Consider the following 18,413-nt stretch of genomic DNA (forward strand, 5'->3'; position numbering starts at 1 on the left):
ATGGGAAGTATTAAAGATGTAATAGCCCTGGTGGAATGAAAATTATGTTCCAGCAGGGCTATTATATGGTAAGAAATATATGATGAAAGGTTCCGAAATCAACATGTTAAAAAAAGAAAACTGTTGTTTAATTGCGCTTGCATCAGTTCCACTTGTCATGACATTAGGGAATTCAATGCTTATTCCAATCTTGCCGACAATTGAAAAGAAATTACATATTTCATCGTTTCAAGTATCCATGATTATTACAATTTACTCTATCGTAGCCATTTTACTTATACCGATTGCTGGTTATTTATCAGATAGATGGGGACGAAAGATGGTAATGGTTCCGAGTTTGCTGATTGCGGCTATAGGAGGAGCGATAACTGGTTGGGTATCTTGGAAAGTTGATAATCCCTACATTTGGATACTAATCGGTAGAGCGATTCAAGGTATTGGTGCTGCTGGTGCAATGCCGGTTGTTATACCGTGTGTTGGTGATTTATACAAAGATGAAAAACAAGTTAGTACAGGTTTGGGAATCATTGAGACATCCAATACATTTGGAAAAGTGCTGAGCCCTATTTTAGGATCTGCTCTTGCTGCCATTGTATGGTTCTTACCATTTTGGGCGATTCCAGTTTTATGTGTCGTATCAATTGTTTTATTGCTGGTATTAGTAAAGGCAAAAAAACAAGAAGGGGAAGTACCACCACTAAAAGAGTTTATTCAATCTATTATCTCTACGTTTCGAGAAAAGGGAAGATGGTTAATTGCCATTTTTGCATTAGGTGCAATTATTATGCTTATTTTATTCGGAATTCTCTTTTATTTGTCGACTATACTGGAATCAAAGTATGACATTCATGGTATATGGAAAGGGTGTGTGCTTGCTATCCCGTTACTTGTACTGTCACTTAGTTCATATATGGCCGGCAAAAAAATTGGAGATAATCAAAATGTTATGAAGAAGTGTATTTATATTGGTTTTTTAATGGCAGCTGCATCAGTCATCATTCCTTTATTTATAAAAGGGATTTATTTACTACTTCTTTGTCTTGTTATTATGGGGATAGGAATTGGTATGGCACTCCCATGTTTAGATGCCCTCATTACACAAGGAATTGAAAAGGAGCAAAGGGGAACGGTTACGTCATTTTATAGTTCAATGCGATTTATCGGTGTAGCAGCTGGACCACCTTTATATTCTTTTTTCATGAAAGGGGCGGACCATGAAGTGTTTTATTTGACAAGTATTTTTGCTGCCATTGGTGCTGTTATAGCAATCATTTGGATTAAACCAGCAAAAGATGAAAAGACGGTAAAACAGAAACCGGAACCTACTTCATAATTTATAAGAGAATTGCATGATGTTTTCAGTAACATGCAATTCTCTTACGTCCATTAAGAATAAATAACTTGTTTTAACATATAAAGCGCGACACCCCATATGATGAGACCAGAAAATTTATTTAATAATAAGATTGCCTTTCCGGTTGAGTCTAGTCTTTTTAGAAATTTCCCCGCTAAAGCTAAGCTTATAAACCAAATCCAAGAAACGATAATAGTTGCAAGTGTGAAAGCCCATTTTTCACTTCCTATGTATTGAATAGAATTTGTTCCAATTACACCGATTGTGTCTAAAATTGCATGTGGATTTAATAATGAAACTGATGCTGCGAAAAGGATTTGCTTTTTTAAGGGCATACTTTTTTCTTGTTTTATATCATTGGAAGGCTTACTTCTCCAAATAACAAAGCCCATGTATAGGAGAAAGAAAAATCCAATTATATATAACGAGTTAGTTAGCCAAGAAAAAGTAAGGAGTACAAGGGAGACACCTTGCACCGCAACCAATATGAGTAACGTATCACATATAGAGGCAGTTAATACTACAGGGGCGGCCCTCCAAATGTTTGGTTGGCTCGCACCTTGGTTAAAGACAAAAACATTTTGTACACCTAATGGAATGATAAGTCCAAATGCAAGAATGATACCATGAACAATTGCTTCACTCATTATATTACCTCCTATTTTAATTCATTATGATAGTGTATATTGTATAGAAGAAATGAAAATTTGTATCCATCCATATGGTTGGGGAGGTTACCAACCAAAAAGAATATAAGGTGATATGATGGAAAGATTCGTTTGGAAACCGAATATGTCTCTAGCGACTCCGCTGTATAAACAAATAGAAACGTATATAAAAGAAAGGATCGTTAATGGAGAATGGACCGTTGGAACGAAATTACCTTCACAAAGAGATTTGGCACATACATTTGGTGTGAATCGAAGCACAATTGTAATGGCTTTCGATGAACTAGTTGCAAAGGGATACATTGAAGGGAATGGCAGGAAAGGAACAATTGTTGTAAATAATAATGAGAATGCTTCAACTTACGCACCCCCGCCTAATTGGCAGTCTTATGTAGAAACAGGACTTCATTATCCGAATCTCCCAGCTATTCAAGAGATTAATCAAGCTGAATTTTATCCACATGTAATTCGGTTAGGAACAGGTGAGCTCGCGCCGAGTCTCTTACCTGAGAAAAAGATGAAAGAAATTATGAATAAGCTTTTAAAGTCAAATGTGACGCTTGGGTATGAAGAGCCGAAAGGAAATCTTTATTTAAGGGAAAAGATTTCCGAATACTTAAAGGGGCATGGTGTATATGTATCTCCTGACTCTATATTAATTGTTTCGGGAGCAATTCAAGCGCTGCAACTTATTTCTATGGGGCTTCTTTCGAAAGGGGCATCAATCTTATTAGAGAAACCATCCTATTTATATTCACTTAATGTTTTTCAATCAGCAGGAATACGTTTAATTGGAATCCCAATGGATGAGAGTGGCTTACATCCATCATATATTGAGAAATATAAGAAGCAATTTAATGCCTCTATTTTATATACAATTCCGTCTTTTCATAATCCGACGAATTTTAGTATGGATACTAAGAGGCGAAAAGAAATAATGGAAGTATGTAATGAAATTGGATTACCTATTATAGAGGACGCAGTGTATCAAGACTTATGGTTTGATGCACCTTGTTCAAAACCTTTAAAAGCCTATGATAAAAATGGAATCGTATTACATATTGGAAGCATGTCCAAAGTAATTAGTCCAGGTTTAAGAATTGGATGGATTGTTGGACCCGAGCCAGTAATTCAAAGATTGTCAGACATAAAAATGCAAACAGATTATGGTTCAAGCTCTATATCCCAGCAAATTGCAGCAGAGTGGTTTACAAATGGTCTATATGATGAGCATTTGCGATTTGTAAGAAGTGAATTGAAAAAACGAAGAGATTTTATGTTACTAATGTTAGATAAATATCTTCGTGAAATAGCAACTTGGCATGAACCAACAGGTGGGTTTTATATATGGGTATATATAAAAGTACCCATTTCACGTCGTAGTTTATTTGATAAAGCTCTGCAAGAAAAGGTTTTATTAAACCCAGGTACTTTGTATGATAGAAGTGCAAATCAATTTTTGCGCCTATCATATTCATATGCAACGTTAGAAGAAATTGAAATAGGTATAAAAAAACTTGCACAACTAATGAAAAAGTAAGAGGAGAAAGTCATGAAACAATATGTAATTTGCCAAATGATTGGTGGACATAAATACTTAGCTGCTTATGCGGAGACGAAGCAAGAGGCGATTGAAAAAGCAGAACTGTTAGGATTAAGAACGGGAAATCGTTACATAGTTATTACTGCAGAAGAAGCCGAAGGGTTAACGTATCCTTAAACAATGTACGAGATTATATAGGAAGTAAATAAGCCTAGTAATATAAGAAATTACTAGGCTTATTTACTATTAAGTTGTTAAACGTTCTCGTATTTATATGCAAAGTAATAATATTATGAGTCAAGTTGACGGAAAAATCGATTTGTCTTTCGGTCTTGATTCCCTTTTCTATATTCATCAATATATTGCCTAAAGTTCCAAGCTTGTAAAAATTTATTAGCAGAGTTATAACCAGAATTGTAAAGCCATTCTTTTTCTTCCCTTGTCAGTTCAAAATTAGTACTTGTAATCGTTCCTGTTGGAATTGTAATGGTTCTTGCTTTTGATTCATTATCTAAATGACGTAAATCATGAGCTTGCATCATTGTTTTAAAGAGTCCTTTGAACATGGAAATAGGGTCGTTATAGTGAGCAGGGTCAGCTTGAATCTCATCTTTTACAAAATGAAATCCGAAAGTCGGCCAGCGAGGAGTGATAGGTGAATCGAAGATCCAAATTGGATAATTACTTAGAATTCCTCCATCAACCATATAACAAGGCTGCTTCCATTTTGGAGTTCTCCATTTTACGGGTTCAAAGAAGAAGGGGATTGTACTACTCATTCTTACCGCTTTAGCGATAGAGAAGCGATAATTTAAAAATCCGTAGTTTGGTAAGTCGTCAGGAAAGACAACCATTTTACCATTGCTGATATCAGAGGCGATGATTTTGAGTTTGTTTAGATCTGGTAAATCAGTAAATAAATGAACACCTTTTTTTCGAAGTAATTCTTCAATCCATTCTTCTATAAATACATTAGAGTATATACCTAGAGTAGTCCATGCACTTAGTCCCTTACCGATAAAAGGAATTCTATCAATAAAAGTTCTTTTCATAAATTTATTATAATCAATATCAGTTATAATCGTTTTTAACTCTGAACAAGAATATCCCGCCGCTAGGAGCGCTGCAATAATCGAACCAGCCGATGTACCAGCTACACGTTCCCATTCATAACCTTTTTCGGCTAACGCGCAAATTGCCCCAACATGCGCAATACCGCGCACACCGCCTCCTTCAAAAACACCATCAATTTTCATTAAACATACTTCCTTTCGAATAAAAGATTTGGAAATGGAAAAAAAGCACGTATTGTACGTGCTTTTTTACAATAGTTTTTAAGTTTACTAGCAGCCTACAAAGCCGCCCCAACAGCTAGCTCCGATGATAATTAGAAGGATAAATAAAACGATTAATAAAGCGAAACCTCCATAACCACATCCACCACAACTACCGCCGTAACCATAACCGCCGTAACCATAACCGCCGCAACTATATCCGTAACCCATGTGGAATTCCTCCTTAAATTAAAAATAAAAATGAACGAGGGAAAATGTACTGGAAGAAATAATGAACTATCGTGTTTGTAGGAACAATGTATAGTATGCTTTTTTAAACTTGTTCGCGTACGAAGGATAAGCCCGTTTTTTGGAGGCTTGTTGATTTTGTAAAGAATGAAGTATAATCTTTGTACTATGATATAAATAAGTATGTAAATGTAAGGAGAATTTATGAATAAAAAAATTGAAGTATTAATTGATAAATATGAACTAACACACTTGAAAGAGGAACTTATTAATACTATATTTCCTTGTATAAAAGTTGTGCCAAAGCAGCAGGAAACTGTTGCGATAGGTAGTTCGAAAATGGGGGGATTTCCTGATTTACCAGCTTCATTTGAATATCCAAAGCATAAAGGAAATCCACTACAATTTATCGCACAATTTAACTTAAGTAATTTACAAAATGTTGGTATGGATCACAATCTTCCTAAAACGGGGATGCTGTATTTCTTTTGCATTGAAAATTATTTTGAAGAAAATGTGAACCTAACAGAAGCTGGGCATGTACTTTATTATGATATTCCTGTAGAGCAATTACGAAGAGAAAATGAAATACAAGCGAAATATAACCAGTGTGCAATTACTTTTGAACTGACATACAAATTACCAGAACTTTTCATTGAAGATGAGGCTGATTCAGATCGTTTCTTGCAATTACTTGAAGAGCTAATTCCGGATAACTACGATAACCATCAAATGTTTGGTGAGCCATTCTCTGTACAAGAAGAAGTGTTATATGAGACAGGAGAATATATGGGAGTAGACCCGCAGCAAATGACCCTTTTATTCCAAATTGATTCAGATCATAAAAATTGTAATATGGTTTGGGGAGAACTAGGAATGCTATATTTCTGCATTAGTAATGAAGATTTGAAAAATCGACGTTTTGAAAATACATGCTGCGTATTACAAACTTGCTAATGAAAAAAGGTTGTTCTTTTAAAAAGAACAACCTTTTTATGTGAATTAGTTAATATGCATAATCTCATATGACCTATACGAAAAAGTATTGTATACTCTGAAACTATACGATACTTTTTCGTATAGTTATAGAATATAAGGAGTGACAAGATGGGAAAGACAAGTAAGTATGTGACAGCTGCCGCACTTTGTTCAACTATAGTAATGGGAGGCTTACAAGCGTCATCTGTATCTTATGCAGCTACAAATCCGACTACAGTGACAGCACAATCAGATGTAAAGTTATTAGATGATTTTAGAAAAGAATTAAAAAAACAGATTGATAATCGAGAAGAAAATATTACGATCACATATAAAACAAAAGATAGAAATGCTAGAAATATTATGGATCAATTGTATGGTGAGTTTAATAAAATTGTAGATGCTGATGAGTATATAAAATATAATGTAGCGTCTACTAGATATTCTATTAAAGGAATGCCAGGGGACTATACGTTTACACTGCAAGTAAAATACCGTGAATCAAAAGAACAAACTCAATATGTAAAAGCTCAGGCGAAAGCAATTGTTGGATCAATTGTAAAACCAGGGATGGATGAGCATGAGAAAGTAAAAGCTATTCACGATTACGTTGTTAAGCATGTGTCTTATGATACGTCTTATCAAGCGTATACGGCATATGAAGCATTAGCGAATCGTTCTGCCGTTTGCCAAGGATATACATTATTAACGTATGAGTTGTTAAAAGAGGCAGGTATTCAAAATCATATTGTAACAGGCACAGGAAACGGACAAGCTCACGCGTGGAATTTAGTGAACATTGAAAACAAATGGTATCACCTAGATACTACATTTGATGATCCAGTACCAGATAAAGCAGGGCGTGTAACTTACTCATATTTTAACATGTCTGACGAACAGTTAAGTAAAGATCACGACTGGGATCGTAGTAAATATCCAGCAGCAACTACAAGTTATTTTGGTGAATTAACAAATAAAATAAAAGCTGGTAGCTCAAAAACTGTCGTATATGAGCAAATGTTAAAAGAAACAAATTTACAATACTTATCTGCGGAATACGGAGCAGAAAATTATAATGAATTTAAGAAAAAGTTACAGCAACAGTTTGCAGCCAAACCAGAAAAAGTGGAAGTACGATATAAGCAGTCCATGGATGGAACGATGCAAGATATAAAGAAAGTATTAAATGAAATAAATTGGCCAAAAGGTGCAAAGCGTGTGTCTTATCAAGTAGCACCATATAGTGCAATGGCCGGTTATTCATTAGCGACAATTACATTTACGTATTAAGTAATGAGAAAGAGCATCTGTAAAAGATGCTCTTTTTATATTTGTTGATTATTTTAAAAAATGGGAATTATGTGATAAAATAAAAAGGAGAAGATGTGAATGCTGAATGAATTTGTTCGAAAGTAATATATTTACATTGATATATACTTGTTTAGTAATTGGACGTATCGTTTTGTTTTTCATATCATTTACTTTGTTTATTAGAAGAGTATTACAAAGCAGCGCTGCAAAGAAACACTATGTAATTAATATGAACCAGAAGCTAGATCGAATTATTGAGTTGCTTGAAAAAGATAAGAAATAGCGATAGAAGAAGTATGAAAAAGGGGAAAGAGAATGGCCAACTATATAAAAGAATTACGTGAAAAAGTAGGGCATGATTATGTTTTCTTAAATTTTGCCGGTGGTTGTGTATTTAATAAAGAGGGAGAAGTATTATTGCAAAAAAGAGGAGACTTTAACGCTTGGGGATTTCCAGGTGGCGCAATGGAGATAGGAGAATCGGCTGCGGAAACTGCGATTCGAGAAATAAAAGAAGAAACCGGGTATGATGTAGAAATAAATGAGCTTATTGGAGTGTATACAAAATATTTTCAATCATATCCAAATGGAGATAAGGCACAGTCAATTGTGATGTGTTTTTCATGCTCAATAGTTGGAGGCGACAAAAAAGTAGATGGTGATGAAACGTTAGATTTGAAGTTTTTCCCGTTAGACGACATGCCACCGTTATTTTGTAAACAACATGAAGATTGCTTGCAAGATTTATTGGAGAAAAGAGTAGGGGTATATCGCTAACATATAAAAAAGAAGCTAAAAGATTAGCTTCTTTTTTATGTTCTATTTCCACCAATCATCAAACATTGACGCTGGTACTTGTCTTTTATGCTCACTTACTGTGTAACGTTTTTCAATTTTCTCTGCAACGTCAGCTGGAACTGCTTTACCTTCTAAATAATCATCTAATTGATCATAAGTAATACCTAACTCTGTTTCATCAGCTTGACCTGGTTTTTCATCTAATAAATCAGCTGTTGGCATTTTTAAGTACAGTCGCTCGTCTGCACCTAACTCTTGTAATAATGCACGTCCTTGGCGCTTCGTTAATCCCGTTAATGGTAATAAATCTGCACCACCATCTCCGAATTTTGTAAAGAACCCTGTTACAGCTTCTGCAGCGTGATCTGTTCCGATAACAAGTAGCCCTTTTTGTCCACCAATTGCATATTGTGTAACCATACGGATACGAGCTTTTACGTTACCTTTATTGAAATCGGTTAATGATTCACCTAATAAGTTCTCGTATTGATTTGAAAAAGCATCAACGGTTGAAGCGATATCAAATGCAGTTGATTGATCAGCTTGAATAAATTGTAACGCTAATTGTGCGTCATCTTCATCCTTTTGTACTTTGTAAGGAAGACGTACAGCGATAAACGTTGCGTTACCACCTTCGTTACGAATTTCTTCAACTGCAAGCTGTGCTAAGCGTCCTGCTAATGTAGAGTCTTGGCCGCCACTAATCCCAAGTACAAATCCTTTTGCACCTGTTTTTTTTACATAATCTTTTAAGAAATCAACTCGTTTACGAATTTCAACTTTCGGATCAATTACAGGCTGAACATGTAATGCTTTCATAATCTGTTCTTGTAATGTCATTATATTTTCCTCCTATTCATATTAAAGCGGTAAAAAAATTTATGTATTATATTGGTACATACTTCTATCCTTTATTATTTCGCAAAACTAACGAATATACAATAGGATGTGTGTATGAATATGAATGTAGTCATTATAAATAAAGTACTACGTATAATCAATTTTTTTAAACCTTTCAAAACTGTAAGGTTTTTGTCATTTGAATCGATGGAAGGTATTTCCGCACTTTACTAATATAAAAACATAGTTAGTAGAAAGAAGGGCGGAGAAGTAATATGAACATTAGAGAACTCGCATATCGGAATGTAACGCGAAATAGACGGACATACTCAGCCTATTTTTTAAGTAGTGCATTTGCAATTATGGCCTTTTTTGTGTATTCATTTTTTGCGTTTCATCCAGCATTAAGTGCAGGAGAATTAGGTCAGTACGTATTCGTAAGTATGTCTTTTGCACAGTCTATTATTTACTTATTTACATTCTTCTTTATTTTATATTCGATGGGAATGTTTTTAAAAACGAGAAAGCGTGAGCTAGGAATTTTAATGATGCTAGGTATGACGAAATATCAATTAAAGCGTCTTATCTTTTTTGAAAATATTATGATTGGAATAGGGGCAATTATTTTTGGTATTCTTTCAGGTATGTTATTTTCAGGGGTATTACTATTTGTTGCCCCGATGATATTAAAACTAGATATCTCCTTATCCTATTACATACCGATGAAAGCAATTGTTGTAACGAGTATTATGTTTTTTATATTATTTATGATCATATCATTGTTTAGTGCAGGAATGATCCGTAAAAATAAAATTATGAAGTTGTTTAGAGGATCAGCAGAGGCAAAACCGGAACCGAAAGCATCAATCATTTCTTCAATATTAGCAGTAGTATTGCTTAGTGTTGGCTATATAGGAGCTCTTCTATCGCATGGCGCAATGGTATTTATTATGATGATTCCTGTTACAACGGTAGTTACTATTGGGACGTATTTGTTGTACAAGCAGCTGAGTGTCTTTATTATTCGATTATGTAAAAAAAGTAAACGTTTCTATTGGACACAGACTAATATTATTACGTTATCAGATTTAGCGTATCGCATGAGAGATAACGCAAGAATGTTCTTTATTGTAACCATTATTTCTACTGTAGCATTTTCAGCAATAGGGACATTAGTTGGCTTCGCATCCATGACGAAAGGGATAATGGAGAGACCAATTGCGTTTCATTACCATTCTAAGCAAGGGAATAGTAACGAATCACAACATATACAAATGATTGACAAAGGATTAAAGAAACATAATATAGCAGCTTCAAAAACTAATATTTCGACAAAGAAAACGGAGGAACAGTCGTTAAGAAGCGCCACTTTTATAAAAGAATCAGACTATAAGGAATATGCAAAGTTAACAGGAGAACCATTTAATACTGTAGCAAATAAAGAGGTTGTATTTTTGTCAGCTAATATACCAGGGCCAGCGATGAAAGAAAGAAAAGAAATTACTTTACCCAATATGAATGAAAATTTAAAGGTGAAAAAAGTTACTTCATCTTCATTGGGGAAAATATTAAGAGGAAATGTTTATGTAATCTCTAATAATCAATATGATTCATTACAAGATGGATTTATAGAGACAAAAGATTATATGTATAAAACTGAAAGAACGAAAGATGAGATTGAAATTGGTAAAGAGCTTATGCATCAAATTAAACCGTATCAAGAACACTCAACGTTTAGTGCGGAAGAGTACGAGCAAAACCAAAGTTTACAAATTGCAGGACCGATTTTATTTGTAGGTTTCTTTATTGGTATAGTATTTTTCGTTTGCGCAGGAAGTTTCCTTTACTTCCGTTTATTCTCCGATTTGGAGGATGATGTTCGCTTGTTCGAAATGATTCGAAAAGTTGGATTGACGAGTGGGGAATTATCGAAGGTAGTTACAATTCGATTGGCGCTTTTATTCTTCGTTCCAATTGGTGTTGCAACATTACATGGGGCAGTAGCCCTAACGGCGTTAGGGCAAATGTTTGAGTACTCATTGTTTAAAGAAAATACAGTTGTATTAAGTATTTTCATAGGTATCCAAGTTGTATACTTCTTACTTATAAGATCTCGTTATGTAAAACAATTGAAAGAGAGATTACGTATGCATTAAATGTGTTTTTTTAACTCGAGTACAAAATTTTCTAAAAAGAGGCAAGTATTGTCAAAAAGTGATAAAATGGAAAAAGCGAGGTGGAAAAATTAATAGAGAGTAAGGGGGGAGAAATATGAAAGCAACAGGAGTTATTCGAAAAGTAGACGAATTAGGACGAATTGTTATCCCGAAAGAATTACGCGATGTATTGGGAATACAAATCAAATCACCGCTTGAAATTTTTGTAGAAGCAGATAAAATCATTTTACAAAAATATCAACCTTACAATGCTTGCCAAATCACAGGTGATGTTTCAGAACAGAACATATCATTAGCAAATGGAAATATTACTGTTGGGATAGAGGGAGCGGAATATTTAGTAAAAGAAATAGAAAAGTTTTTAAACAAGAGTGAGGTTTAGTCTTAATTTATATTATTTTTCAAATTACATATCATTCTTTTAAAAGACTGTAAGAGGACCATTAATTGGTCCTCTTATTTTGGTTATTAGTTGAACGACACGGGCTGTTACTTCCTACAAATCATAGGGGAAATAAAAAAGTAGTATAGAGTTAGTTAATGATGTTGAGAAATATTTGAAAAGAAGGAAAACAAAAAGAATAAAACGAATATTACATTTACACGTATTCAAAAGTGGTCTGAAATGAAAATAATACATTTTCAGGAGGGATTACGATGAGTAGTACGGTGAATAAACAAAAAGGTATACAATTGATTCCGTTTACCGTAAATAAGGTGGTAGAACAAGTAAATGAAATTCCACCAGGTGTACAACTGATTCACGCTCCACAAGTATGGGAAAAGAGTGTGAAGGGGCAAGATGTAGTCGTTGCCGTATTAGATACAGGGTGTGATACCAATCATATAGATTTAAAGGATCGTATTATCGGCGGAAGAAATTTCACAAAAGATTATGAAGCTGATCCAAATGTGTATCTTGATAATAACGGACATGGTACTCATGTAGCGGGGACGATTGCCGCGACTGAAAATGGTGTCGGTGTATTAGGAGTTGCACCACTTGCTAAAATGTTAGTATTAAAAGTTTTAGCGGGAGATGGTTCTGGAAGTTATGAGCAAATTATTGAGGCAATTCATTATGCTGTAAATTGGAGAGGGCCGAATCAAGAGAAAGTGAGAATTATTTCAATGTCACTTGGTGGTCCGCAAGATGTTCCAGAATTACATGAAGCAATTCAAAATGCGGTAAATCAGGATGTTCTCGTTGTATGTGCTGCTGGAAATAATGGAGATTGCGATGATGAAACAGAGGAATTAGATTTCCCAGGTGCTTATTCTGAGGTAATTGAAGTTGGTGCTGTTAATTTAGAGCGGAAGATTACATGTTTTAGTAATTCAAATCAAGAAATTGATCTAGTAGCGCCAGGTGATGAAATATTATCTACGTATCCAGATGGAAAATATGCTGTGTTAAGTGGAACTTCCATGGCGACGCCGCACGTTGCTGGAGCGCTCGCCTTGCTCATTAAACAGTGTGAGAAAGAATACGGTCGAAAGTTATCGGAGCCGGAAATATATGCACAACTCATTAAAAGAACTGTACCTTTAGGGTACGAACGTACATCTGAAGGAAATGGATTAATAGATTTATTAAAAGAATAGCCATATTAAAAAACATCTCATATTCATATGAGATGTTTTTTAATATGGCTTTGTCGCATGTAATACAACTTGTAACAAACCTGGGAATCTAGCATTTAAATCTTCTTCACGAATTGAAATGAAACGTTGTGTTCCTTCAAGGCGCGTGTACATAACACCTGACTCACGTAAAACTTTGAAATGGTGAGATAAAGTTGATTTCGCAATAGGAATGTTTAAAGCGCCACAAGATTGTTCGTTTTTCTCTAGTAACATATTTACAATTTGTAAACGAATTTGATCGCTAAGTGCATATAAGACAGAAGAAAATTGAATTTCTTCTCGATTTGGATGATAGAGTGTACGCATATTTCACCTGCTTGTATAAGTTGAGATATTTGCACTATAACATATAAAGTGGTATATTTCTATTGTTCGAATATATTCGAACAATAGAAATATAGGGGGAGAAAAAATGAAGTATACAAAATTGCAAAAGGCAGGATTAAATATTTCAAAGTTGGGTTTAGGTACAAATGCAGTAGGGGGACATAATTTATATGCTGATGTGAATGAAGAAGAAGGAAAGCAATTAGTAGAAGAAGCTATTCAGCAAGGGATTACATTTTTTGATACAGCAGATTCATATGGTGTCGGTAGATCTGAGGAATTGGTAGGAGAAGTATTAAAGGGAAAACGCCATAAGCTTATACTTGCTACAAAAGGTGGAATTCAACCGTTATTAAATGGAGAAAATTATATTAACAATGAACCAAGTTATTTAAGAAATGCTGTGGAGAATAGCTTAAGAAGGTTACAGACTGACTATATTGATTTATATTATTTACATTTTACAAATCCTGAAACAAGTTACATAGATTCAATCGGAGAGCTTACTCGTTTAAAAGAAGAAGGGAAAATTCGTTCAATTGGAATATCGAACGTAAACATAGAACAATTAAAAGAAGCGAACCAACATGGTCATATAGATGTTGTACAATCTCCGTACAATATGTTAGAACGTACGGCTGAGGAAGAACTGTTGCCGTATTGTATAGAAGCGGGTATTTCATTTATTCCATATGGGCCTCTTGCTTTTGGAATATTAGGTGGAAAATATACAGAAGATTTTAAATTGAACGAAGTCGATTGGCGCCAAAATGTAAATCTATTTGAAGAAAATACATATAAGAGTAATTTTAAGAAAGTGGAAAAGTTAAAAGGGATAGCTAAAGAAAATGATATTGAAGTGTCTCATTTAGCGTTAGCATGGTTATTAAATAAAGAAGGAATTGATACAGTTATACCTGGTGGAAAGCGGGCAGAGCAAATAAGAGAAAGTGTGAAAGTGGTAGACGTTTCATTGAATAAAAGAGTCATGAAAGAAATCCAATCTATTTTAGAAGATTAGTGAAACAGAGGGATAGTACCCTCTGTTTATATAAGGAGAAGGTCTAAATGAACAGAGTACTAGCTGTATTTTTCACGATAATGTTTATGATCGGTACAGATACTTTCTTAATTTCACCACTGTTGCCGACATTACAACAGGTGTATCATGTTTCAACTGAGTTGTCAGGATGGATGGTAAGTTCGTATGCTTTAGGGTATGCTGGATTTGCGCTTATCGCTGGTCCTATATCAGATGGATTAAACAGAAAAAAAGTGATGGTACTAGGTATGAGTTTTTTTGCAATAAGTACGTTTTTGTGTGGAATTGCACCGAGTTTTTTATGGATGCTAACATTTAGATTTTTAGCAGGTGTAAGTGCAGCTTTTGTATCTCCACAAGTGTGGGCATCCATTCCGCTCCTTATAGAGAAAAAGCAAATTGTGAAAGCAATTGGGGTTGCAACAGCAGGGTTATCAATCTCTCAAATTTTAGGGCTGCCAATGGGAGCTTATTTAGCAACGATACATTATACGATGCCATTCTACTTCATTGGTATATTATCAGCACTACTTGTCATTCTTATTTATGTTGTATTACCAGAAATACAACCGGTTTATATAAGTGGAAATAAAAAATCTATCTTAAAGCGTTATAAACAATTACTTACAGATTCAAAGGTTTCACTTTCCTATTTTGCCTACTTTGTTTTTCAAACCGGAAATTTTGCTGCATTTTCATTCTTTGGTGTATGGCTTTCCGTTCAATTTGGGTTACAGGTTCATGAAGTAGGTACGGCTATGCTTGTACTAGGATTAGGAAATTTAGCTGGTAATATTTTTGGCCCTAGACTCGTAAATAAAATTGGTTACAATTTTTCTTTCTATGGTGGAATTGTATTTACAGCAGTGTTATATGTAATACTCCCTTATTTAAAGAGTATTATATTTGTTGAATTATTTTTCTTTGTTTTATTTTTTGTGACAGGAATTTTGTTTGTATTAATGATGGGACACTTACAAAACATGTCTACTATAGCAAGAGGAACAGGTGCTGCTCTTGCAAATGCCGCGATGTACATTGGCCAAATGATTGGTGCGGCATTTGCAGGAATGTTATTTGCAACATCTCACAATTTTATACTAGTAGGTAGCTTTACTGCGTTATTATATGTTGTAGCTTTATTTCTGTTTAGAAACAGTGAAAACATTAGTAAAGATAATGAAAAAGGAATTGCATCATAAAGTTTTAGTAAATCAAAAAGTACTTTTTTTGGTTAAGTCTAAAAGGTACTTTTCTTTTTGATTGCATAGTTGCAGCATTTTCATTATGTATACCTGCATCTTTAATAATTCTTTGTTCAGCTATATTATTGAAAAGGAATTGTAATAAAATTATGGAAAAATAAAAAATCCCTATGGTTATAGGGATTTATATATCGGCATATAGCTCCTCGGAAAAGGATATACCTAGTTTAACATATAGAAGTACTTATATTTGTGAAATAGATGTGAAAGTAATGTGAAAAATATTGTAATAAAAAGCACTGTTTTAGCTAATGTAGCTAAAACAGTGCTTTTCTCTTTGATTGAACAGTTGCAGCATTTTCATCATGTATACCTGCATCTTTAATAATTCGTTGTTTTGCTTTATTTAATAGATGGTTTACTGCTTCACCAAAATAGTTAGCTTCGCTTTTTGTGCGGGCTTCTCGTAAACATTTATAGTTTTCTAGCAGTTCCTCTTTTTCGGAGTTTGTTAAGAAATCTTCTATTTTCTTTTTTGTCATACGAAACACCCTTTCTCCTGACAAACGACGCAATAGAAAATATTTATTTCTCATTATAACAATAATTTTAAAAGAAAGTATACACTAACGTCGCAATAATTTGTCAATTTCTTGAATCTTCTCATCAGCTTTCCCAATTTGCGTATTTTTAGCCTGTTCGCCACCAAGAGCTTGATGTAGTAAGAAAGTTTGACCGGAAATAGCAGTTACAATGGATACTTTTATAATTTCTTTTATTGCGGTGACATCGAATAAAACGAGTCCGAGAAGTGCGGCTAGGCTCCCGGTAAAAATATCAGTTAAAAATCCAAAATGAAAAAATGTTTTCAAACGGCGTGGAAGCAATAACTTACCTTGGTTATTGATTAGATGGGAAACGAAGCCAGTAATGCCACCAACGAGAACAGCGGTTAGCCATTGATACATTTCCATCGAATCCACTCCTTTTAGTGAATAAGATTCGATTATTTTATATTGATTCCTTTTAATATTTCATATAAGCATATTGAGAAAGTTTGTTTGGGTATATTTTGTATTCAATTTAATTATAACAGAAAATTTCGATAGATTTTAGTCTATTATATGAATCATTTTTACAATAATATGAATGCAGAAAGGGGTGCGTGATATGAATATAGATTATCGAATAAGAAGTGTAGATGGTTATACAAAAAAAATAGGGGAATTAGTAAGCATGCTTGAGCATACGAGAGCTGTAACATTAGGCGAAGTAAGAAATTTATCAGTTGAGCAATTAGATTTAATTATGCAGAGTAGCGGAAATTCAATTGGTGCCTTATTAAAACATATAGCAGCTATTGAAAAAGTTCATCAGCTTATTTCATTTCAAGATCGTGACTTTACAAAAGAAGAATTAGAAATATGGGAAGATGCACTGTATTTAGGGGAAGGGGGTAGAGCGATCCGTGGTCATGAAATACAGTATTATGTACAACTTCTACAAAGTGTTCGAGAAGAATCTCTGAAGTATTTAAGTGAACAAGGTGATGAGTGGCTCATGTCAGAAAGAAAGTGGCCTAACGATGTAGCATATAACCAGCACTATCTTTGGTTTCATGTGCTAGAAGATGAAATTAGTCACCGAGGACAAATTAGAATGCTTAAAAACAAGTTATTTGAAAATTATGTTAAATAATGTGGCTTTTTATAGGAGAATTCCATATAATGAGAGTAATTAAAATAAGAACGGGGTGATGTATTATGGCGAAAATAACTTATATGAATAATAAACCAAATACAAAGGTGGATGGAAAGGGCGAAACGATATAAGTGAGCGCACTATCCTTCCACTTAGATTAAACTAGGGAGGATATCAATTTGAATCAAAATATTTTAGAATCGTATGGCTGGGATTCTTTTTTTGAGGAACAAGCTGTAGAGAAATTTGAAGTAGGTCGTATTTTACTTGAGCATAAGCATATATATCGCATTATTTGTAACGATGGTGAATATATGGCAGAACTGTCTGGGAAGTTTCGGCATGAAGCAGTAACGAAAGGCGATTATCCAGCAGTTGGTGATTGGGTGTATATAAAAAAAATAGAGAATGAAAAGAAAGCTATCATTCATCGTATTTTTCCGAGAAGAAGCTCTTTTTCTAGACAGGAGGCTGGTACTCGAACGGAAGAACAAGTAATAGCAGCAAATGTAGATTATCTATTTTTAGTGAACGCACTTAATCATGATTTTAATGTTAGAAGGATGGAGCGTTATTTATTATTAGCGTATGAAAGCGGCGCTATGCCAGTTATTGTTTTAACAAAGAGTAGTATATGTAATGATGTGGAACAGAAAATTGTAGAAACGGAAGCTATAGCAATTGGTGTTCCTATTTTCGTTGTTGATAGTTTAGAGCATACAGGTATTGAATCGTTGCAGCAATTTGTTTCTTCAGGGAAAACAATTGCTTTAGTTGGGTCATCAGGGGTAGGAAAGTCAACTTTGTTAAATGCGCTAATAGGAATTGATGTAGCAAAAACGGGAGATATACGTGAAGAGGATAGTAGGGGGAGGCATACGACAACGCATCGAGAGTTATTCCAATTGCCTAGTGGCGCTCTCGTGATTGATACGCCTGGCATGAGGGAATTGCAACTTTGGGAAGGAAGCGAAGCGATTCAAACAACATTCTCTGATATTGAAGAACTTGCGACAACATGCCGTTTCCGTGATTGTAAGCATGAGAATGAACCAGGATGCGCGGTGTATAGTGCAATTGATAACGGACTTATTACGATAGATCGTTTGAAAAGCTATAAAAAATTACAAAGAGAATTAGCGTATTTTATGAGGAAACAAGATGCAATCCTTGCCAGAGCAGAGCGTGATAAGTGGAAAAAGCTTTCTAAGCAACATAAAAAAATGTAAAAACCAAAGGGTGCCCCTTTGGTTTTTTCTATTTGTAAATTTTATAATAATATTATTTATATATATAGAC

General features: G+C 34.3%; 21 protein-coding genes. 14 read left to right on the top strand and 7 right to left on the bottom strand.

The window, feature by feature from the left end; all coding sequences use genetic code 11:
- Nucleotides 1–103: 103 nt before the first annotated feature.
- On the top strand, nucleotides 104–1,333 hold the full coding sequence (locus MHI26_RS09990) for an MFS transporter (RefSeq protein WP_042973252.1): 1,230 nt from the start codon (nucleotides 104–106) through the stop codon (nucleotides 1,331–1,333).
- Between the two features lie 53 nt (nucleotides 1,334–1,386).
- Here the strand turns inward: MHI26_RS09990 and MHI26_RS09995 are convergent, their stop codons facing one another.
- Entirely contained in the window at nucleotides 1,387–2,001 is a 615-nt protein-coding gene (locus tag MHI26_RS09995) for a LysE/ArgO family amino acid transporter (RefSeq protein ID WP_001287338.1), read from the bottom strand.
- A gap of 118 nt (nucleotides 2,002–2,119) precedes the next feature.
- Here MHI26_RS09995 and MHI26_RS10000 point away from each other — a divergent pair, with 118 nt between their 5' ends.
- Together MHI26_RS10000 and MHI26_RS10005 are read left to right on the top strand one after the other, a co-directional pair.
- Nucleotides 2,120–3,562, top strand: coding sequence for an aminotransferase-like domain-containing protein (locus MHI26_RS10000; RefSeq protein WP_061667458.1), 1,443 nt, complete (start codon nucleotides 2,120–2,122; stop codon nucleotides 3,560–3,562).
- A 12-nt stretch (nucleotides 3,563–3,574) separates the two neighbouring features.
- Entirely contained in the window at nucleotides 3,575–3,742 is a 168-nt protein-coding gene (locus MHI26_RS10005; RefSeq protein ID WP_000816388.1) for a DUF3933 family protein, read from the top strand.
- A 113-nt stretch (nucleotides 3,743–3,855) separates the two neighbouring features.
- On the opposite strand, the gene MHI26_RS10010 is transcribed toward MHI26_RS10005, so the two are convergent.
- Together MHI26_RS10010 and MHI26_RS10015 are read right to left on the bottom strand one after the other, a co-directional pair.
- A complete protein-coding gene (locus MHI26_RS10010) occupies nucleotides 3,856–4,821 on the bottom strand; it encodes a patatin-like phospholipase family protein (RefSeq protein ID WP_061667459.1) in 966 nt (321 codons plus the stop codon).
- An 87-nt stretch (nucleotides 4,822–4,908) separates the two neighbouring features.
- Nucleotides 4,909–5,070, bottom strand: coding sequence for a YjcZ family sporulation protein (locus tag MHI26_RS10015; RefSeq protein WP_061667460.1), 162 nt, complete (start codon nucleotides 5,068–5,070; stop codon nucleotides 4,909–4,911).
- 222 nt (nucleotides 5,071–5,292) lie between these two features.
- On the opposite strand from MHI26_RS10015, the gene MHI26_RS10020 reads away from it, so the two are divergent.
- From MHI26_RS10020 to MHI26_RS10035, 4 genes are all read left to right on the top strand, one after another.
- Entirely contained in the window at nucleotides 5,293–6,045 is a 753-nt protein-coding gene (locus MHI26_RS10020) for a YwqG family protein (RefSeq protein WP_061667461.1), read from the top strand.
- A 150-nt stretch (nucleotides 6,046–6,195) separates the two neighbouring features.
- The gene (locus MHI26_RS10025; RefSeq protein ID WP_061667462.1) at nucleotides 6,196–7,356 is read left to right on the top strand and encodes a transglutaminase domain-containing protein; all 1,161 of its coding nucleotides are present in this window, start codon (nucleotides 6,196–6,198) and stop codon (nucleotides 7,354–7,356) included.
- A gap of 106 nt (nucleotides 7,357–7,462) precedes the next feature.
- A complete protein-coding gene (locus MHI26_RS10030) occupies nucleotides 7,463–7,660 on the top strand; it encodes a DUF4083 domain-containing protein (protein ID WP_001048108.1) in 198 nt (65 codons plus the stop codon).
- 32 nt (nucleotides 7,661–7,692) lie between these two features.
- Nucleotides 7,693–8,154 (top strand): NUDIX hydrolase, encoded by a 462-nt coding sequence (locus MHI26_RS10035; RefSeq protein WP_000024996.1) that lies wholly within the window; start codon nucleotides 7,693–7,695, stop codon nucleotides 8,152–8,154.
- Nucleotides 8,155–8,196: 42 nt separating this feature from the next.
- Here MHI26_RS10035 and nadE read toward each other — a convergent pair whose 3' ends face one another.
- Nucleotides 8,197–9,015 carry an ammonia-dependent NAD(+) synthetase gene (gene nadE, locus MHI26_RS10040; protein ID WP_000174897.1) on the bottom strand — a complete coding sequence of 273 codons (819 nt, stop codon included), beginning with the start codon at nucleotides 9,013–9,015 and terminating at the stop codon, nucleotides 8,197–8,199.
- A 275-nt stretch (nucleotides 9,016–9,290) separates the two neighbouring features.
- On the opposite strand from nadE, the gene MHI26_RS10045 reads away from it, so the two are divergent.
- The 3 genes from MHI26_RS10045 (at nucleotide 9,291) to MHI26_RS10055 (ending at nucleotide 12,797) form a co-directional block, all read left to right on the top strand.
- The gene (locus MHI26_RS10045; protein WP_061667463.1) at nucleotides 9,291–11,171 is read left to right on the top strand and encodes an FtsX-like permease family protein; all 1,881 of its coding nucleotides are present in this window, start codon (nucleotides 9,291–9,293) and stop codon (nucleotides 11,169–11,171) included.
- Between the two features lie 115 nt (nucleotides 11,172–11,286).
- Nucleotides 11,287–11,574 carry an AbrB/MazE/SpoVT family DNA-binding domain-containing protein gene (locus tag MHI26_RS10050; RefSeq protein ID WP_000648324.1) on the top strand — a complete coding sequence of 96 codons (288 nt, stop codon included), beginning with the start codon at nucleotides 11,287–11,289 and terminating at the stop codon, nucleotides 11,572–11,574.
- A gap of 275 nt (nucleotides 11,575–11,849) precedes the next feature.
- The gene (locus MHI26_RS10055; RefSeq protein ID WP_000099758.1) at nucleotides 11,850–12,797 is read left to right on the top strand and encodes a serine protease; all 948 of its coding nucleotides are present in this window, start codon (nucleotides 11,850–11,852) and stop codon (nucleotides 12,795–12,797) included.
- Nucleotides 12,798–12,836: 39 nt separating this feature from the next.
- On the opposite strand, the gene MHI26_RS10060 is transcribed toward MHI26_RS10055, so the two are convergent.
- Nucleotides 12,837–13,145 carry an ArsR/SmtB family transcription factor gene (locus MHI26_RS10060; RefSeq protein ID WP_061667464.1) on the bottom strand — a complete coding sequence of 103 codons (309 nt, stop codon included), beginning with the start codon at nucleotides 13,143–13,145 and terminating at the stop codon, nucleotides 12,837–12,839.
- Between the two features lie 106 nt (nucleotides 13,146–13,251).
- Between MHI26_RS10060 and MHI26_RS10065 the strand changes: the two genes are divergently transcribed.
- The gene (locus tag MHI26_RS10065) at nucleotides 13,252–14,187 is read left to right on the top strand and encodes an aldo/keto reductase (protein ID WP_061667465.1); all 936 of its coding nucleotides are present in this window, start codon (nucleotides 13,252–13,254) and stop codon (nucleotides 14,185–14,187) included.
- A gap of 47 nt (nucleotides 14,188–14,234) precedes the next feature.
- Nucleotides 14,235–15,410: an MFS transporter gene (locus MHI26_RS10070; RefSeq protein WP_061667466.1), complete on the top strand. Its 1,176-nt coding sequence runs from the start codon at nucleotides 14,235–14,237 to the stop codon at nucleotides 15,408–15,410.
- 320 nt (nucleotides 15,411–15,730) lie between these two features.
- On the opposite strand, the gene MHI26_RS10075 is transcribed toward MHI26_RS10070, so the two are convergent.
- Together MHI26_RS10075 and MHI26_RS10080 are read right to left on the bottom strand one after the other, a co-directional pair.
- Nucleotides 15,731–15,955 (bottom strand): hypothetical protein, encoded by a 225-nt coding sequence (locus MHI26_RS10075; protein ID WP_000162602.1) that lies wholly within the window; start codon nucleotides 15,953–15,955, stop codon nucleotides 15,731–15,733.
- Nucleotides 15,956–16,039: 84 nt separating this feature from the next.
- Nucleotides 16,040–16,387, bottom strand: coding sequence for a DUF4257 domain-containing protein (locus MHI26_RS10080; RefSeq protein ID WP_000426317.1), 348 nt, complete (start codon nucleotides 16,385–16,387; stop codon nucleotides 16,040–16,042).
- Between the two features lie 196 nt (nucleotides 16,388–16,583).
- On the opposite strand from MHI26_RS10080, the gene MHI26_RS10085 reads away from it, so the two are divergent.
- Nucleotides 16,584–17,111, top strand: a complete 528-nt coding sequence (locus MHI26_RS10085; protein WP_001018104.1) for a DinB family protein — start codon at nucleotides 16,584–16,586, stop codon at nucleotides 17,109–17,111.
- A gap of 182 nt (nucleotides 17,112–17,293) precedes the next feature.
- Nucleotides 17,294–18,343: a ribosome small subunit-dependent GTPase A gene (gene rsgA, locus MHI26_RS10090; protein ID WP_061667467.1), complete on the top strand. Its 1,050-nt coding sequence runs from the start codon at nucleotides 17,294–17,296 to the stop codon at nucleotides 18,341–18,343.
- Nucleotides 18,344–18,413: the final 70 nt, after the last annotated feature.

Origin of the sequence: Bacillus sp. FSL K6-1218, assembly GCF_038006445.1 — a bacterium.
GTDB classification, from domain to species: Bacteria; Bacillota; Bacilli; order Bacillales; family Bacillaceae_G; genus Bacillus_A; species Bacillus_A thuringiensis_S.

Excerpts from the sequence above, each read along its gene's own strand:
- MHI26_RS10005 (WP_000816388.1), top strand. The coding sequence starts at position 3,575 with ATGAAACAATATGTAATTTGCCAAATGATTGGTGGACATAAATACTTA.
- MHI26_RS10070 (WP_061667466.1), top strand. The coding sequence starts at position 14,235 with ATGAACAGAGTACTAGCTGTATTTTTCACGATAATGTTTATGATCGGT.
- MHI26_RS10030 (WP_001048108.1), top strand. The coding sequence starts at position 7,463 with ATGAATTTGTTCGAAAGTAATATATTTACATTGATATATACTTGTTTA.
- MHI26_RS10085 (WP_001018104.1), top strand. The coding sequence starts at position 16,584 with ATGAATATAGATTATCGAATAAGAAGTGTAGATGGTTATACAAAAAAA.
- MHI26_RS10035 (WP_000024996.1), top strand. The coding sequence starts at position 7,693 with ATGGCCAACTATATAAAAGAATTACGTGAAAAAGTAGGGCATGATTAT.
- MHI26_RS10080 (WP_000426317.1), bottom strand. The coding sequence starts at position 16,387 with ATGGAAATGTATCAATGGCTAACCGCTGTTCTCGTTGGTGGCATTACT.
- MHI26_RS10000 (WP_061667458.1), top strand. The coding sequence starts at position 2,120 with ATGGAAAGATTCGTTTGGAAACCGAATATGTCTCTAGCGACTCCGCTG.
- MHI26_RS10010 (WP_061667459.1), bottom strand. The coding sequence starts at position 4,821 with ATGAAAATTGATGGTGTTTTTGAAGGAGGCGGTGTGCGCGGTATTGCG.
- MHI26_RS10065 (WP_061667465.1), top strand. The coding sequence starts at position 13,252 with ATGAAGTATACAAAATTGCAAAAGGCAGGATTAAATATTTCAAAGTTG.
- nadE (WP_000174897.1), bottom strand. The coding sequence starts at position 9,015 with ATGACATTACAAGAACAGATTATGAAAGCATTACATGTTCAGCCTGTA.
- MHI26_RS10045 (WP_061667463.1), top strand. The coding sequence starts at position 9,291 with ATGAACATTAGAGAACTCGCATATCGGAATGTAACGCGAAATAGACGG.
- MHI26_RS09995 (WP_001287338.1), bottom strand. The coding sequence starts at position 2,001 with ATGAGTGAAGCAATTGTTCATGGTATCATTCTTGCATTTGGACTTATC.
- MHI26_RS10055 (WP_000099758.1), top strand. The coding sequence starts at position 11,850 with ATGAGTAGTACGGTGAATAAACAAAAAGGTATACAATTGATTCCGTTT.
- MHI26_RS10020 (WP_061667461.1), top strand. The coding sequence starts at position 5,293 with ATGAATAAAAAAATTGAAGTATTAATTGATAAATATGAACTAACACAC.
- MHI26_RS10025 (WP_061667462.1), top strand. The coding sequence starts at position 6,196 with ATGGGAAAGACAAGTAAGTATGTGACAGCTGCCGCACTTTGTTCAACT.
- MHI26_RS10015 (WP_061667460.1), bottom strand. The coding sequence starts at position 5,070 with ATGGGTTACGGATATAGTTGCGGCGGTTATGGTTACGGCGGTTATGGT.
- MHI26_RS10060 (WP_061667464.1), bottom strand. The coding sequence starts at position 13,145 with ATGCGTACACTCTATCATCCAAATCGAGAAGAAATTCAATTTTCTTCT.
- MHI26_RS09990 (WP_042973252.1), top strand. The coding sequence starts at position 104 with ATGTTAAAAAAAGAAAACTGTTGTTTAATTGCGCTTGCATCAGTTCCA.
- MHI26_RS10050 (WP_000648324.1), top strand. The coding sequence starts at position 11,287 with ATGAAAGCAACAGGAGTTATTCGAAAAGTAGACGAATTAGGACGAATT.
- MHI26_RS10075 (WP_000162602.1), bottom strand. The coding sequence starts at position 15,955 with ATGACAAAAAAGAAAATAGAAGATTTCTTAACAAACTCCGAAAAAGAG.